Origin of the sequence: Flavobacterium sp. KACC 22763 (assembly GCF_028736155.1) — a bacterium.
GTDB lineage: Bacteria > Bacteroidota > Bacteroidia > Flavobacteriales > Flavobacteriaceae > Flavobacterium.
In genome coordinates, this window is sequence record NZ_CP117879.1 from 2,131,838 (window position 1) to 2,149,152 (window position 17,315).

Consider the following 17,315-nt stretch of genomic DNA (forward strand, 5'->3'; position numbering starts at 1 on the left):
GATTTACTTCGTAAAGACGCGGATTAAAACGGATTTTCTTTTTCCTAAAAACAAATAAAAAAATCCGTGTAAATCCGCGTTTTCGCGATAGCGAATCTGCATCATCCGCGTTCCATTATAATGTACATTCTATTGTATAAATTCCAGATCCTAATTCCAAAACAGGCTTTTGAGCTTTTTCATCAAAACCTGTCTTAAATCTTTTGCCATCCATTTTTATTTCTGAATTTTTAGCAACCGGCAATTTTATTGTCGCTGTTGTATTCACTGGAATCTGAACTGTCAAAATAAATTTGCCGTCCTTCTTTTCCCAAGAAGAAGCAATTTTTCCATAAACCGATTGATAGTCCGCTTTCGCGAAAGTCATATCGCCTACCACTTCTGGCTGAATAAAGAAATGTTTGAATCCCGGTTTTTCAGGATCGGACATAATTCCGGCTAAACTTTGGTAAAACCATTCTTCAATTTGCCCTAACATAAAATGATTCCACGAATTTCCTTTTCTCGGATCCCATTGTTCCGTTAAAGTGGTCAAGCCAAATTTAATCTGAAAACCATAACCCGGCGCATCGTAATGATTGTGCATTCTGTACATCGTTTCATTTTCGCCGTTTCTTGCCAAAGTCTGAAATAAATAACGATTTCCAACATCTCCCGTTGTTAAACGATCTCCTTTTTCTTTGATATCAGCTAACAGATTTTGCATTACAGCTTCTTTATACTGAGGTTCTACAATATCCATAAAAATCGGAACCGAGTTGCTAAACTGGCTGTTTGTTCCGTATTGTTTAGTTTCTTCGTTAAAAAATTCCTTATTGAAAGCTGTTTTAATCTCAGAAGCCAAAGTATTGTATTTCTCAAAATCTTCCGTTTTTCCTAGTAATTTTGATGCTTTTGCTACTAAATAAGCGCCATAATAATAGTGCGAAGTCGCAGAAAGCGCAATCGGACTGTTTTTAGAATATCCTGCTGGATGCGTTCCGTAATCGTACCAATCGCCTAATCCGTGTGAAACGATATGGTTTGTTGCTTTAGTTCCTAAATAATCCACGTAGTTTTTCATTACAGGAAAATATTTTTCTAATAATAAAGCGTCTCCGTAATATTCGTAATACATCCAAGGCAGAATCACACCTGTAACGCCCCATTCTGGAGAATCGGTAAAATCGCCTCCAAAAATGACATATTCAGGAACAATGGTTGGAATTAAACCGTTATCTCTTTGTGAATCAGAAATATTCTGCATCGTTGCAGGAAGGAAAGTCTGAAGATTATAATTGAACATTAATCCAGGTCCATTTAACTGAATTTCTTCTAGCCAACCTAACTTTTCACGTTGTGGGCAATCGGTAAAAACACTTTGAAAATTACTTTTAATCGAATTATTTATCAATTCGTGTGTTTTATTGAAAATCTCATTCGAACATGAAAAACTTCCCGCTTCTCCAGCCGAATTGTAAATGAAATTCGATTTTAAATCAACCAAAGTTGGAAGCGCTGCATTCTTATCTTCTTTATAATTAATATTTTCAATTTGAACATATTGATAACCGTAGAAACTGAATTTTGGCGTCCATTCTTCAACTCCATCGCCTTTTAAAATATAATCGTAATAGTATGGTTTTCCTGATCTTCCCTGCGCGATTGTGCCCTCTTCATTTAACCCTTCGGCAACCCAAACACGAATCGTTTGTCCTCTTTTTCCTTTTACTTTGATGGTTGGAAAACCAGAAAGATTCTGTCCCATATCAAAAACATAGAAGTTTGGTTTCAGCTCTTTTACGGTTTTAACTTCGTATTGTTTCTGAATGGTAACCGGCGGAGCAGTCTGTGGTCTAAGAACTCCTTTTGGTGCTTCCTGAATGACAACTTTTTTCCAATCTCTATCTTTGAAACCTTTACGATCCCAACCTTTTTGCTCTAAATTGGCATTGTAATCTTCTCCTCCAAAAATACTGTTATACGTAATCGGACTCTTGCTGTATTTCCAAGATCTATCTGACTTTATAATTTCTTCTGAACCGTCGTTATACTTGATTTTCATTTTAAAGAATAAAGTTGGCGGTCCAAAACTTACAAAGAATTTGGTATATCTTTCTGCAAGTGTGTTGTACATTCCGTTTCCTAACAAAACACCAATTACGTTATCGCCTTTTTGAAAATCTTTTGCGCTTAACTCATAAACATTGTAGTTAACCGTTTTATCATAATCTGTCCACAGAGGTGCAAACTGGCTGTTTCCTACCTTTTTCCCATTGATAGTCAATTCGTAATGCCCTAAACCTGAAATATAAACAACTGCTTCTTTGACTGCTTTTTCGATTTCGAAAGGTTTACGAAGCATGATACTTCTGCGTGCCAAAGAATCGGAAGCATTGATAAAGGACATCTTTTTTTCTCTGTTGAAAGTGGCTGTGTGGTAGTTTCTACCTTCCGGCAAATGACTGTCGGCCTTTGTAATAGCTCCAATCCAAATTGGGTTTAAATCTGATTCTAACGAAGCAGTTCTGAACGAAGCTGTTTTGCTCCATTTTGAAACTTTCCCTGATTGATTCCAAACTTTCACTTTCCAGAAATATTTGGTTTCGCTTTTTAATGTTTTTCCGCTATAAACTATATGCAGGTTTTTGTCGGTATTAACTCTTCCGCTGTTCCAAATATCTCCGTCGTCATTGTTCAATTTTTCTTCTGATGAAGCTACTAAAATCAAATAAGCAACTTGCGATGCATCGAATTCTTTTGAAACCAATTGCCAGCTTAATTTCGGCTGATTCTCCACAACTGCTAATGGGTTTTCAGCCATTTCTGTTGTTAAACGTACAGGCAGAATTTGTCCATTTGAAATGAACGTGATTAAAAAAGTAACAACTAATAATATGTATTTAAAAAACTTCACTTTATATAGTATTTTTTTCGCCACGAATTCACAAATTAACTCAAATTTTTTCTTTGCGTTTAATTTCTCTAATTTTTCCTGCCACAGATTAAAAGATTAATCGGATTATAATCTGTGTAAATCATTTTAATCTGTGGCAAATAACTACGCACTTTTTATAAAATAATTCGTGAATTCGTGGCTATTTCAACTTTTTACAACTTTCTAGTAATCAAAGATTCGATATTGAATACTGCTTCTGGGATTAATTTTCCGGTTTGAGGCAGGTCGTCGTAATCGTCTGTATCTGGCGCTGTGTCAGGATCTGGAGAATGTCTTTGTTCTCCTGTGCGGAACATAATTCGCTCGAAACCGTCTGTTGGCGCATAAAATATCTTTGTTGATTCTTTTCCATCGTTTACTTTTATAGTGTACTGACGGTTTTTAGCATCTAATTTAACTGTAATTGTATACGATTTGTTTGCTTCGTATTTTGTAACCGAACTCAAACGCGCACCATTTTTTACCTTTAATTCTCCATCCGAATCAAAAATCAATCTTACAGAAGGCAAACCTTGTTTGTTTTGGAATTCAATCTGTAATAAACCATGATTATTTTGCTCTGGTTTTACCGTAAAAATAGCTTCCATTTTTGATGCAAAAGGAATAACTCTTTCAGCTCGGGAATAATCAAAATAATCCTGATCTCTTAAAGTCAGCCATTTTTTACCATCGGCTTTCTTTTCGATTTTTGTTGATGCCCATGAAAGGTCATATGTATTCCATAGTTTTAGTTCTTGTCCATCAGGAAGATTATTAAAAACATCATTTACATTTTCGGTAACCACCGAAGTTACAGGAACAGGAATCGAAGCCACCCAGATATCTTCTTTATTCATGCTGTATCCCACCCAGATTTTTCCATCTGGCGGAGTTCCATTTTTCTCTGTAATTCCACGAACGTATTGAGGACCTGCTGATTTATAATTTCCACCGTAACGCATCGGACTTACTTCTCCATGAACCAATAATAAATCTTTATAATTTAATCCGTCATCGCTTGTTGAAATTGCCAAAGGCCAGCGATATTCCGACGGATTATAAAGCGTTGCATAACGATTGTCTGACGTTTTTTGTCCCCAGATTTTAGCATTGCTGTTTACAAATCCAGGAGCACGCAATGGCATATAATCCCAAGATTTTCCACCATTTCTACTTATTGAAGTTAAAGCGTGTTTCCATAATCCTACTACATTTCCGCTTGGCAAATGGTAATAACTAAAGGCTTTATAAGGTTTCTGTAACGGAATTAATTCATCATCACGATCGGCTTCTTCTACCCATTGCTGTAAAACCAAAGGTTCTGATAAGATTTCTTCGCAGGCTTTTTTCAAACCTTTGTCTTTTGATGCGGTATAAAATGGGAATTTCGATTTCGATTTGTCCCAAGTTTTGTTGTATCTAATGAAATAAATTTCGCCGAAACTACCGTCTTTCTTGATTTCACGAATCACACGACCAATTCCTTTTCCATCGTTTGGATCATCTTTTTCATCCATTGCAATTCCGTAATACGCTAAAGCAAAAAGTCGGTTGTCTTTTGAGGTATAAAAGCCCATTCTCTGGTGCATAATCGCATCCAGATTTTTGGCAACGCCTTCAACTCCTTCTTTCTTCCATCCGTCAGGAATACGGTAAATTGGGAAAATTACTTCTGGTTTTGTCCACGTTACACCGTCTTTAGAAGTCATTAATAAAGTTTGGCTTGGCGGAATATGTTCGCCCGAAGGATCGCTTAAATAATGTAAATAAAAGGTATTATTCCAATACGCCATCATCGGCTGGTGATTGTATGTCCAGCCAAAACCATCCGATTTTTCGGGATGTTCACGGCTTGCACGCATAATTTGGGTAGCGTGAACTCCAACCACTGGACTTAATTGTCCGTGATGGTAATCGATGTTGGAAAGTGTTTTGCCAACATAACGCACTGTGTCGTTTTGTGCATTTACAGCGGTGCAAGCCAAAAGGATTGTGGCTGTAATGATGTTGGTTTTTATGTTTTGGAAAGCAATCATTTTATATTTTTTTTGTTTCACGCAGATTTTGCAGATTTTAGCCGATTTAATTTTAATCTTTTTGATTTATACAGATTTAAAAATCTGCTTGATCTGCTTAAATCATTTTAAATCTGCGTGAGATTTTTCTAAACTTTTTTATCTGCTTGATCTGCGGGAGAAAAAAAATTACTCTCGCAGATTTGGCAGATTTAGCTGATTTTTATTTTCTGTCAATTAATCCCTTTAAAACGTCTGCAGAGATTGTTGTAATCGTTCCGTGTTTGTGTCCTTCTGGAAGGCTTATTTTGGATGATACATCTTCAAAATGAACAAAATCTGTAGTACTTAATGTTTTATAATTTTTTGAACCGTAATTATCATAATACAATAACCAGTTTTTATCCACTTTCACTACTGTCGGACCTTCAGATAAATATTCGGTTAAAGGTTTTGAAGGTTTTTCAAACGGCCCTAAAGGCGATTTCCCGAAGGCTACTTTTATGTTTCGCATTGGTCTTGTGTTGTCTTTTAAAACCAAAACATAATCTTTCTTTCCTTTTTTGACAATTACACAATCGATTACGCTGAAACCTGGATCGTAATATAATTTTGTATCTGAAAAAGTTTTAAAATCTTTTGTTGTAACATAATACATTCTGTGGTTGTTTTTCTCTTCTTCCACGCCTTTTGGAAATCGGAACGGAATTGTCGATGCCCAGATTATAATGTATTCTTTTTTTACATCATCATAAAAAATCTCCGGCGCCCAAACGTTTACGACTTCTGGTTCATTCTTCATCACTGGAATATATTGCTGTTCTGACCAGTGAATCAAGTCTTTTGAACTTGCGTAGCCAAAACCATTTCCACCTTTCCAATCGGTTGTCCAAACCATGTGATAGGTTCCGTCTGCTCCTTTTGTAATTGACGGATCCCGCATGATTTTACTGGCTCCGATTTCTGGTTTTAGAAATGATCCTTCCAATCCTTTCCAGTTGTAACCGTCTTCGCTGTACGCCAAATATAAACCTTCTGTTGCGGGTTCTCTAAATGATGTAAAAAGATATAAATCTTTCTTTTTCTGCGAATAACTTACAGCAAAAAGCGAAAGGGTTATTATGATGAATATTTTTTTCATGATATAAAATTGAACACTAATTTCACGAATTAGCACGAATTAAATTGGTGTAAATTCGTGAAATCTGTGTTATTATAATCTATTCTGTAATTGCTTTTTTATCTAAAGAAGCTCCTTTTTTGACTTTCGTCGTTACATTGTTAAACACATTGTTTTTCAGGAAAATATTTTTAGTATCTTTTCCATTGGCTTCGATAAAAATATCAGTTGGATTGAATGGAAAATTATTGTTGATCAACGCATTCGAAACATTATCTAATTTGATAACCGGAACGCCTTTTATTGGTGTTGAAGATCCAACATTATCTAAAATGATGTTTTTTGAATCTGATATTTTGAAAGAAGAACCTACAGTTGCATTCACTTTTACATCGTGAAATTCAACATCTGTCGCTGTGCTAACTGTAAAACCTTCTTTTCCGTCCATATTGATATTAGAAAAAGTGATATCTTGAATCGGCATTTCAGTAATTCCTAAAATTTGTCCGGCTTTGTTTACATTTGAAGCTGTAATATTACTCATGTGAATGTTTCTGAAAATTGGCGTTTTTTCGGTTACAGGTTCAACCTGAGTTCCTTTATCGTAAAAAAGGCTCAATACGATAGCCTCTTCTTTGATGTTTTTCATGACGATATTATCGACGCGAATATCTTCTACAACTCCGCCTCTTCCTCGAGCCGATTTGATGCGGATTCCGCGATCTGTTCCATCAAAAACACAATTTGAAATGGTGATTTTTTTGATACCGCCAGACATTTCACTTCCAATTACAACGCCACCGTGACCGCTTAACATGGTACAGTTTGTAATGGTAACATTTTCTGTTGCTTTTCCGTATTTACGTCCGTCACCGTCTCTTCCTGATTTAATCGTGATACAATCGTCTCCAACGCTGATATGGCAGTTTGAAATGCGAACATTGGTACAAGAAGAAGGATTGATTCCGTCTGTATTTGGCGAATGCGGATTGAAAATTGAAATTCCGGTAACGGTTACATTATCACAAAATTCTGGGTTGATTGTCCAGAAAGGTGAATTTTGAAAGGTTACACCTTCAATCAAAATATTTTTGCAGTTGTAAGCCTGAAAGAAAGAAGGTCTGAAAAACTTCTTGTCAACCGTTCTTTTGTAATACGGTTCTGTGTAAAGTCCTTTATTTTGCTCTTCCCACATGGTTTGGTATTTGGTTGGAGGAAGCGGTTCTTTAGCTGTTTCTATTCTGTATACTTCATTCCACCATGCTTTTCCTTGTCCGTCGATTACGCCTCTTCCTGTAATAGTGATATTTTGCACATCTTTAGCATAAAATAAGGGTTGGAAGCTTTTCATTACAATTCCTTCGTAACGCATTTCTACATAAGGTAGAAAATCATCGAAATTCTCTGAAAACTTTAAAAGCGCTCCCGAATCTAAGTGGATCGTGATGTTGCTTCTTAATGTTAGAGCTCCCGTTAAATATTCTCCAGCAGGAAAAAAGATCGTTCCTCCGCCGTTTTTAGATGCTTTTTCTATAGCATTCTGAATAGCTTGAGTACATTTTATTCCTTTGTTGTTTCCGCCTTCGTTTAGGATGTTTAACCAGCCGGCGTTTGCGAAAGCGGTGTTTAATCCGGTTATGAAGCAGAGTATTATTAGTATATTTTTCATAGTTGTGTTATTTTTTCTCTCGCAGATTTAGCAGATTGTGGAGATTCTTTTGCCACTGATTTCACAGATTAAAAAGATTTTTTATCTGCTTGATCTGCAAAATCTGCGAGAGTTTTATTATTCGCATTTTTTGTCATTGCGAGGAACGAAGCAACCACATTTACAAAATCAAACTTTGTGGCTTATGGTTAGTGAGGTTGCTTCGTTCCTCGCAATGACAAACTTTGTGGTTACTTTGACTTCAAAATCAAAACCCAATCATTACCATCTTCTTTTTTTCCTTCTGGCTGAAAATTTTGAGTTCCTTTGTTATCAAATGTTCCGATTTTAGTTTTCTTTCCATTTCTTGGATTGTACCAAGTCGCTTCGAATTTATCACCTGAAATTTTTCCAAGTTTTACTTCAATTATTCTTCCGTTGTAAGTGTATAGTAAAGCGTACTTTTCGCCTCTTATTGCTGGAATATAATCGTATTTCTCTCCTTGATTAACCACTAAAGAAACATCTGGAGCTCCTTCTAAAAATGGTACTTCCTCCATTAATTTCTTAATATAAACCATTTGTTTTGCTCCAGGCGCATTGATTGCGGATGTCCATAATTCTTTGTTTCCGTACGCTGGTTTATCACCTTTTCTGAACATTTGCATTACAGCGTTGTGTCCGTATGTGTAACCTGCACCGCCTGAAAGTACTGACCAATATCCATAACGGCGAACATCGTTTGCTGTCCATTTTGGCTGTAAAGTGTCGTGCAAACCGTGTGGAATTCCTTCGTAAGATGGTTCTCCATCAAGTGTAGGTTTCGTTGGTCTTAATTCGAAATCTCTAAGCACAAATTTGTAATTGTCTTCTTTGAAATTCGTTTTTACTGAATCCTGATCGTATCTTCTGTGTCCTGATTGGAACATGTTAAAATCTAGCCATTTTTCGTTATGGAAGTTTTCTGAAGAATCGGTTCTTCCAAACGGGTGAAAAGTCACCAACTGATTTGGATTATTTGTTTTTAAAGTATTTCCGATGGCATTCCAGATATCTTGGAATTCATTTCCGTGTGTGTCTCCACCGTTTAACCAAATTACATTGGTTCTGTTTTTATATCGGTCAGCCAAAAACTTAGCGTAAACAGTTGCTTGCTCTTTACTCACTCTATTTCCTTTTGAAACGTTAGTTCCCCAAACTGGAACCATTGCTACATAAATTCCGTTTTTCTGAGCGACATCTAAAGTGTAATCTACATGATCCCAGTAATCGTATTGCTTTGCATCTTTGAAATCATTTCCCGCTGTAATCAAAGGTTTTGAAACATCTTCGTTGATTAAAGCGGCATCGCCATACACGTTAACGGCATTTATGTTGTGCAAAACCATTACCTGAACAACATTAAATCCTTTCTCTTTTCTGTCTTTGAAATATTTCTCTACTCCTGCTCTATCCAGTTTCCCAAATGCCAGCCAGCCTGTATCACCAAGCCAGAAAAATGGTTTTTCGTTTTCGGTTACAAAATAATGCTGATTTTTAGATACTTTGATTTCAGGCAGAGATGCTTTTGTTTTGGCAGATTGCGAAAATCCGCTTTGTGCTGTCAACATAAAGCTTATACTAAGAGTGTATAAAGATTTAATTTTCAGATTCATTTTGGGTTGTTTTTGAATTTATGTTTTTTGGGTTTGGTTGCCACGAATTACACGAATTTTCACTAATTTTTATTCTCCTTGTGTTTATTCTTTCACGCAGATTTTGCAGATTGAGCAGATTTAATTTAAAATCAAATTCGTGCTAATTCGTGTAATTCGTGGCAAACCCTTCTTTTATTTCTTCACTACAAAAAGCACTTTTTCTTTTATTTCGGCTTGTGGAATTGTGACTTGTTTTCCTCCGCTGATATTTGCTTTTTTCGTTATGTTTCCTGTCGAAGCATTAATTGTGAATACTTCAAATATTCCTTTTTCGTTTGCTAAATCGATTGTAATATCTTGGTCGTTTTTCAAGTAAAAAAGATAGCTTTTTCCTTTGTTTTCCAGTTTCCAAAGATTGTCTGAAAACGTATTTCCGTCAACTAATTTCATTTCGCTTAAAGCGGAATAAAATTGAGGCAATTCAATTTTCGGAATGTTTGGCAATGAAGCTCCAGCCATTAATGCTGGCCATCCGAATCTTGACGAACCATCTGTTGAATATAAAATGACTTTTTCAGGATATTTTTCTCGGTATTCACGAACGGCGCGATATACCTGATTGTCGGTTTCTTTTCCTGTTTTCAGTTTTCTGGCATGTTGTCTCGGTGCTAAATTAACGCCTCCTTGTGGAGCGTAAGTCGAACCGTCTTCTTTGTAATACCAATATCGAATATCGATTACATCAACGGTTTTTACTCTTTTAGCATCATTTAAAATAGCATCTTGAACGTCTTTCGTAGCACTTAAACCGATTAAACCTTTTTTACCAGTTTCATCTTTCCATTTTTGAGCTTGGTCTAACCAGAATTCCATAAAATGTAACGGACCTGTATATTCGGCACTTGTTAACTGAATTACGTTACTGTTTTCCTGAAAGTTTTCGAATGATTTTCTAATGAAACCTTCATGTAATTTTCTTCTTTGTGCATTCGTAATATCGTAAAACTGCTCCGCCATAAAAATACGTTTGTCTCCTGCATACGGCGGTGGCTCTGGAAATCCTGTGCTGTTAACATTGTTTGCAGAACGCCAAGGCGAACTTGCCCAGTGCGCTCCGGCTTCTAAAATATTGTGCTGAAAATATTGCTGATTGATTAACAATTGTCCGTTTGGTTCTGCCAGCGTTGCAAATTGAGCTAAACGGCTCCAGTACCAATCATTGAATTTTGTCAAATCATATTTACTTAAATGATCCCAAGCTAGATCTTGCCCGCTTCTTGCGAAAGGCTGTTCATAAAACGGGGGCCAAACATCATCATCAATTCGGCGTACGCGTTCGTGATCATCCATTCTTCTGTCGTACCATAAACCATAATTATGTTCTAAGGCAACGATATTATTTTTAGTCAAATAATCTACAGTCTCCTGTACTTTATCGGTCAATCCGTTTCCTGTTCTTCCAGGTACAAAACGTGTGATATGCGGTGTAGATTTTTTTACGAAATCATCACTTAAATCACCTCTCCACCATGCTACGTTTGTTTGTTTTCCTGCAATTACTTTTCCTTCAAAAGTTAACCAGCCATTTTCTGTAGTTACTTTAGAAGTTGATTTTTCTGTTTTATTTGGAGCAATTTTTAAATCATTTGCGTTTTTTAAACCTTTACTATCTGTATTAATCAGATTTGCTTTTGAAGCTTCTACAATCAATTCTTGTAAGCCTTTTGCAGTCGTTGCTGAGTTTTTAGTTAATTCTGCAGCAACTTCTACACTCGGACTTGAAGAAGCTTCTGAACCTAAATCATAGATAAAAGGCTGAACTGGAAGTTTTCCTAATCTGGCTTCTAGCTGTGTGAAGAATAAACTTCTTGGACTGATATGTTCGTTTACGTTTTTCCAGTGTCCATTTCCACCAAATTGTCCCCAAACTCCAAAAGCCCAGTTTTGTGCTGTTGGCGGACTATAACATTCTACTTTTGAAGCTGAAGATTCCCAGATTACAGAATTGGCTGCTGTCCATCCAGCGCCTCTTCCGCCTTGTTCTCTGTTGTTATAGCTTAATGCTTTTCCGTCGATATTGGCAATGTCAAATAAAACTCCTGTTGCCCAACTTCCGATTGCGCCGCTGTTTTCGAATGGCAAATGTGATTCGCATTGTACGAAAGCATTTGGGCCTGTTGTACCAAATCCGCCTACAGCAAAATCATGATATCCAAATTCTGAATAACAACGTTGGAAAAGTGTCTGCTGACCTTCTGTGTAAAAAGTATGTCTTCTGAATGATGCGATTTCAGAAATAGGTTCTGTGGCAATACAATCTTCAACTGTAATTTGCTGACTTGTTTTTAAAACTGTAACAGCTCCGCCTGCAAAATGTTTGAAATTAACTTGTTTTACCCAAGCATTTCTGGTATTTTCGATGCTGATCGCCTGCCATCTGTGCTCTTCATCTTTTAAATTTAAAGGATTGTAAGTTGATTTTATTAGGATATTTTCAATTCCGTTATTTTCAATTCTTCCCTGCCAAGAATAAACAGTTACTTTTGAAGTTCCGAAAACATCATCCAAAGACATTGTGATTGGAGCATTTACGATTACCTCGTTTCCGTTTATTTTGGTCACGACTCTATTCCAAGTTGTTGTCCAGTCTCCCTTTTTCCAACCAATCCAAGAGGTTTCTCCACCGAAATCCTGCATGTTTACTTCTTTAATGAAATTATCGGTTAAAGGTTTGCTGATTTCGATTTCGTCTCCAACTTTTAATTTTGAAGTATTTTTTAATTGAATTCTCTGTGTTCCAAGTGGTGTATATGCATTTGCGAATTCAAATGAATCTTTACACACTTTATCGTTTACGCCTAAAATTTTAATTAAAGCTTCTCTTTCTAAACCTGTTCCTAAAAGTACAGTTCCGTTTTCGGAATTTCCGCTTCCTCTTAAAACTACTCCCGACTTTCTGATATATAATGTTCCACTGATTTTGAAAGTTCCTTTGTCTAACAAAACTGCTCCACGAAAACCTGATTTATCTGGTTTAAGAGAACTTACATAATCAATCGCATTTTGGATTTTCTGTGTTGCATCTTCTTCTTGCTGCGAAACAAAAATTTTGTTATCCAAATTCGGAATGGCAACTTCAGAGTTTCTATATCCTGCGAAAGAAAAATCTGGGATTTGGTTTCCTTGATTATCGGTTGTAAAAGAAAGTTTTCCTTCTTTGGTTTTTATGATATCTGGAAAATTGTTTTGGGCTGTGATGTTTATACTGAAAAGCATCGCCAAACCAGACAAAACTATTTTATCTTTTTGAAGGGAGATTGTATTTATAAATTGGATAAAATTCACCTTATTATTTTTTTAGACTTTAAAATTAAACCATATAAGTAATATAAGCTCATATAATTTTTAGGTTTGTCTTTTTCCTCAATCTTGTCATTTCGACGAAGGAGAAATCTTCGTTGCTACATCGCCAAAGATTGATATTCTATGTGGAGCTTCTTGCGAAGATTTCTCCTTCGTCGAAATGACAAACTAAATGGATGTATTATGTTTAAGAGACCTAACAGATTTTTAAAACCTGTTAGGTCTTCCTACTATTTGCTATTGTAGCAATGCTTTCAGCTTCGCTAAAGTATCCGTATTATTTTCGATTTTCGTCCAGTCTGTTTTACTAGTTGGATCTATTCCGTTAAAATACTTTTCGATATTCGTATATCCATCTCCGTTTGCATCTTTATTCGCATCTGAAGCATCATTCGGATTTAAACCGTATTTCTTTTCCCAAGCATCTGGAATTCCGTCATTATCTGAATCTTTATAGGCTTTTCCTTTGTAAGTTGGATATCCGCCAACTTGATCTGGGTGTGTAATGATTCCTTTTTTATAAGAGTCAGCTGGTAATCTTCTTTTAATATATTCTTTTCCGATATTATTTTCTAAGCCGTCTTTTACTTCGATTTTTCCAGTTTTAACCTGTTTGATAATTCTTTCATCAACAGCATCTCTTTTTGGAATTGTTGCTCCAACATTCATCAAAACAAAATCATAAGCTTCTTCTGCCGACATGATATTGAATTTTGGCATTGAGAATGGTTTTGGCTGTTTGATTGCTGCTAAAAATTCTTTCGTTTCCGCTTCTGGAAGGTTTTCCAATTGCACACCGCCATTCCAGTTGTCTGCTGTAACTTCTGGAGAACCAACAATAAAGTTTCCTGAAACATAAGCTCTTCCGTATTGTTTTGGCTCAATATAACCCGATTCTGGTTTTACAATTCTATGAGCAATAGGCTCGTTTTGTGGCGTTATTGGCCCCGGTTTGAAATAATTGTTGATGATATTCAACATCGAACGATAATCACCGCCATCAAGTGTACGATTCCACCAATTAAATACTACGTTATTCACAAAATTAAAATCGCCATACATTCCGATAGAAGCGTTTCTAGAAATGTTGTCGGCCCATAAGTTGCGCATAAAAGTACTATTTAATCCGCCAATTGTACTTCCGAAAGCGTGATTATACGTATCTAAACCTTCTGATGAAATAGTGTTTTGAATCGTGATATTACAAGCTGGTAATTTTTCCAACTTTGATTTTGCATTAGCTGCAAACTGATGTCTGTATAAAGAGATATTTTCGTCTAATCCCCAGCTTACTGAACAGTGATCTATGATGATATTTCCCATTGGATTTCCGCCCAATGCATCATCCCTTCTTGTAACTTCTGTAGCGCCACGACGGAAACGCATGTGACGAATAATCACGTCATGAGTATCGATTTCTAAAGTTTCTCCAGCGATACAGATTCCATCACCTGGAGCAGTTTGTCCAGCGATGGTTACGTAAGGCGCACGCATGCTGATTCTTTTTTTCAGCTGAATGATTCCCGAAACATTAAAAACGATTGTTCTTGCTCCAACAGCTTCACAGGCTTCACGAAAAGTTCCTTTTCCGCTGTCTTCTAAACTTGTAACCACAAATATTTTTCCGCCACGTCCGCCTTGTGTATATGCGCCACCGCCTTCAGCACCTGGGAAAGCAGGAATATCGGCAAAAACAAAATCCTTTGGATAGGATGCCCAAGGTAAATAAGGTTTTCCTTGTTTTGCTTCTTCTTTTATTACATGAAGATTAGCATTCCAGATTTCGCTTAGCCTTTTTTCTTCATCAGCTAAAATCGCATCTGCTTTTTCCTGAACAGGTTTTGGAATTACGGGATATTGGGCATACGCCGATGAAACAAGTGAACAAAATGACAACGCCATAAATGTTCTCTTTAAAGTACGGTTTGGAAAAATATTTTGCATTGAATTGTGTGGTGTAGTTAATAGTTTTTGGCGTAAAGTTTAAGAGATTATTCTTTCGAAGTAGAATCTTTTGGTTTATTTTTTTCTCTTTCTTCAATACGTTTGTGCCAGTCAGAGCTTTCTTTGTTTAAATCGTAACCTTGTTTTGATAAATAGTTATTGATTCTTCCTTTGTATTTACCAAACCATCCGTGTTTTTCTTTAGATGAACCAGCATCCATTGCGTGTTCTCTGGCTTCAACTAAAGCTTTGTAGATATAATCTTTCTGTTCTGCTGTTAAATTTGGAAGCATGTCGTTGTAACCTGCAACTGTGATTGGAAGCACACCATAAGTCATTCCGTCTTTCACTTCAGTGATTTTATCTTCAGACAATTCTTTGCTTAATTTTTTGATATAAGATTTATGCAGTTTTGCAATTGACTTGTCTGCATTTGATTTTAACTTATCAATTTTCTCGTTTTGCTTTTCTTTTGCTAAAGAGGCGTCTTCTTTTACTTTTTTAATTTCAGCATCTCTTCCATCTTGGATTTCAGTTAAATCTCTGAATTGCTGCGCGATGATATTTGAAACTGCTTTTTCTTTTGCTTCGTTTTTTAGATCTAATTTGGTAACAATTTTTGCAGCTCTTTCGTTGGTAACTTTTACATATTCAGGATCTAAATGCTGTTGCGCAATATTACTCCCAAACACTAAAAACATCATTAAAACACCTATATTTTTTATTAATTTCATCTTAATAAATTTTATGAATTACAATATTTAATCTGCCTAATCTGCTAAATCTGCGGGCTAATTTTTTTATCTCGCAGATTTAGCAGATTTGCAGATTTTTATTCTGCTGTTTCTAATCTCGCCGATTCTTATTTTAAATCTAATAAAGGTCTAACTAATGTTTCTTTGTTATTAGCCAAATCTTTCCAGTCTACTTTTATCGCAGGATTTACACCGTTGATGTAATCTTCAATATTGGTGTATCCATCTCCGTTTAAATCTCCTTGTGCATCAGATGGATCGTTCGGGTTTAAACCGTATTTTTTCTCCCATGCATCTGGTAATCCGTCTTTATCTGTATCCACATAAGGTTTTCCTTTGTATTCTGGATATCCTCCCACTTGAGAAACATCTGTAATAATTCCTTTTTTATAAGAATCCATCGGTAAACGTCTGTGTTCAAACTGATAGAATTCTTTTTTCTCTAATCCTTTTGCGTATTCAGGAACTCCTGTTTTTACTGTTCTTACGATTCTTTCGTCAACTTTATCTCTAATTGGTAATGTTGCTCCAACGTTTTTAAGAACAAATTCGTAAGATTCTTCAGCAGTCATGAATTTGTTAAACCACGGCATTGGAAAAGGTTTATCTGCTTTCATTTTAGCAAAGTATTCTTTTGCTTCATCATAAGTCATTAATTCACCTTTTTTATTCTCTAACTGAATTCCGCCATCCCAGTTGTCTTTAGAAACTTTTTCATTATTATTTACCACGTTTCCGTTTACGTAAGCTCTACCAAAAACCATATAAGGTAATTTACTTCTTCCCGATTCTGGTTTTAAGATTCTATAGCTGATTGGCTGAGTCAAATCAGTTACTGGACCTGGTTTGTAGAAGTTGTTGATGATATTGTAATTCGCAGTATAATCTCCTCCATCAGTTGATCTGTTATACCAGTTGAAAACCACATTATTCACAAAATTGAAAATTCCGTTCCAGCCGATAGAAGGGTTTCTTCCTGCATTATTAGCCCACATATTTCTCATGAAAGAGCAATTTTCTCCACCTAAAGTACTTCCAAAAGCATGATTATAAGTATCTAAAGCTTCTCCAAATAAACTGTTTTGGATAGTAATATTTACAGTTCCCACTTTTACATCTGGATAACCTGGGCCTGGGCTATAAATATGTCTGTAAATTGACATATTTTCATCTAATCCCCAAGTTGCAGAAACGTGGTCAATCATTATATTTCCAACAGGATTTCCTCCAATTGAATCATCACGACGTCCTACAAAAGTTTCTCCACGACGAAAACGCATATGTCTGATAATTACATCATGAGTATCAATCCAAGTTGATTCACCAGCAACACAAATACCATCCCCCGGAGCAGTCTGTCCTGCGATTGTGATATAAGGTGCTCTAATAATTAAAGGGCTTTTAAGTCTGATAATCCCAGAAACATTAAAAACTATTATTCTCGCTCCACCTTGTTCACAAGCTTCGCGTAAAGTTCCCGGTCCTCGATCTTCTAAACTTGTTACAGTATAAACTTTTCCACCACGACCACCAAATGTGTACATTCCTCCACCTTCAGCACCCGGAAAAGCTGGAATACTTGCCTGAGGTAAATCTGTTGGTCTTGATGCCCACGGAATATACGGTTTTCCATGTTTTGCTTCTTCTTCGATAACTACTAAAGCTTTTGTCCAAGCTTCATCAGAAAGTCTTTGAGCTTCTTCTTTAATTGCTTTTTCCTGAGCCTGAACTTCTGGACTTATCTTCGGATATTGAGCAAAACATTTTGCACTTCCTAAAAAAAGCAGAGATGATGCGATAAATAATGCGGAATTTTTCATGTTAATTTCTAGTTGTGGTAATTCTTTTTAAACAAATCACCTGTATCTTTTGACGAATACAGGTGAAAAGCTTTGTATAATTTTCTGTTTCTTAAT

9 protein-coding genes are annotated in these 17,315 nt (G+C 36.1%); all 9 read right to left on the reverse strand.

Going from position 1 to position 17,315, the window contains the following annotated elements:
- Nucleotides 1–115: 115 nt before the first annotated feature.
- On the reverse strand, nt 116–2,896 hold the full coding sequence (locus PQ463_RS08775; protein WP_274257326.1) for a glycoside hydrolase family 78 protein: 2,781 nt from the start codon (nt 2,894–2,896) through the stop codon (nt 116–118).
- Nucleotides 2,897–3,090: 194 nt separating this feature from the next.
- Entirely contained in the window at nt 3,091–4,974 is a 1,884-nt protein-coding gene (locus PQ463_RS08780; RefSeq protein WP_274257328.1) for a sialidase/neuraminidase family protein, read from the reverse strand.
- Between the two features lie 181 nt (nt 4,975–5,155).
- Nucleotides 5,156–6,073 carry a glycoside hydrolase family 43 protein gene (locus PQ463_RS08785; protein WP_274257331.1) on the reverse strand — a complete coding sequence of 306 codons (918 nt, stop codon included), beginning with the start codon at nt 6,071–6,073 and terminating at the stop codon, nt 5,156–5,158.
- Between the two features lie 79 nt (nt 6,074–6,152).
- On the reverse strand, nt 6,153–7,721 hold the full coding sequence (locus PQ463_RS08790) for a glycoside hydrolase family 28 protein (protein WP_274257333.1): 1,569 nt from the start codon (nt 7,719–7,721) through the stop codon (nt 6,153–6,155).
- 230 nt (nt 7,722–7,951) lie between these two features.
- Complete coding sequence (locus PQ463_RS08795; protein WP_274257335.1) at nt 7,952–9,355, reverse strand: glycoside hydrolase family 140 protein; 1,404 nt, start codon at nt 9,353–9,355, stop codon at nt 7,952–7,954.
- Between the two features lie 174 nt (nt 9,356–9,529).
- Nucleotides 9,530–12,682 carry a DUF6298 domain-containing protein gene (locus tag PQ463_RS08800; protein WP_274257337.1) on the reverse strand — a complete coding sequence of 1,051 codons (3,153 nt, stop codon included), beginning with the start codon at nt 12,680–12,682 and terminating at the stop codon, nt 9,530–9,532.
- A gap of 255 nt (nt 12,683–12,937) precedes the next feature.
- The gene (locus tag PQ463_RS08805) at nt 12,938–14,644 is read right to left on the reverse strand and encodes a polysaccharide lyase (protein ID WP_274257339.1); all 1,707 of its coding nucleotides are present in this window, start codon (nt 14,642–14,644) and stop codon (nt 12,938–12,940) included.
- A gap of 47 nt (nt 14,645–14,691) precedes the next feature.
- Nucleotides 14,692–15,378, reverse strand: coding sequence for a DUF3826 domain-containing protein (locus PQ463_RS08810; RefSeq protein WP_274257341.1), 687 nt, complete (start codon nt 15,376–15,378; stop codon nt 14,692–14,694).
- A gap of 128 nt (nt 15,379–15,506) precedes the next feature.
- Nucleotides 15,507–17,219 (reverse strand): polysaccharide lyase, encoded by a 1,713-nt coding sequence (locus PQ463_RS08815; protein WP_274257342.1) that lies wholly within the window; start codon nt 17,217–17,219, stop codon nt 15,507–15,509.
- Nucleotides 17,220–17,315: the final 96 nt, after the last annotated feature.

What these genes read in the sequence shown, in the direction of transcription:
- PQ463_RS08785 (WP_274257331.1), bottom strand. Translation starts at nt 6,073, where the DNA reads ATGAAAAAAATATTCATCATAATAACCCTTTCGCTTTTTGCTGTAAGT.
- PQ463_RS08790 (WP_274257333.1), bottom strand. Translation starts at nt 7,721, where the DNA reads ATGAAAAATATACTAATAATACTCTGCTTCATAACCGGATTAAACACC.
- PQ463_RS08795 (WP_274257335.1), bottom strand. Translation starts at nt 9,355, where the DNA reads ATGAATCTGAAAATTAAATCTTTATACACTCTTAGTATAAGCTTTATG.
- PQ463_RS08805 (WP_274257339.1), bottom strand. Translation starts at nt 14,644, where the DNA reads ATGCAAAATATTTTTCCAAACCGTACTTTAAAGAGAACATTTATGGCG.
- PQ463_RS08810 (WP_274257341.1), bottom strand. Translation starts at nt 15,378, where the DNA reads ATGAAATTAATAAAAAATATAGGTGTTTTAATGATGTTTTTAGTGTTT.
- PQ463_RS08815 (WP_274257342.1), bottom strand. Translation starts at nt 17,219, where the DNA reads ATGAAAAATTCCGCATTATTTATCGCATCATCTCTGCTTTTTTTAGGA.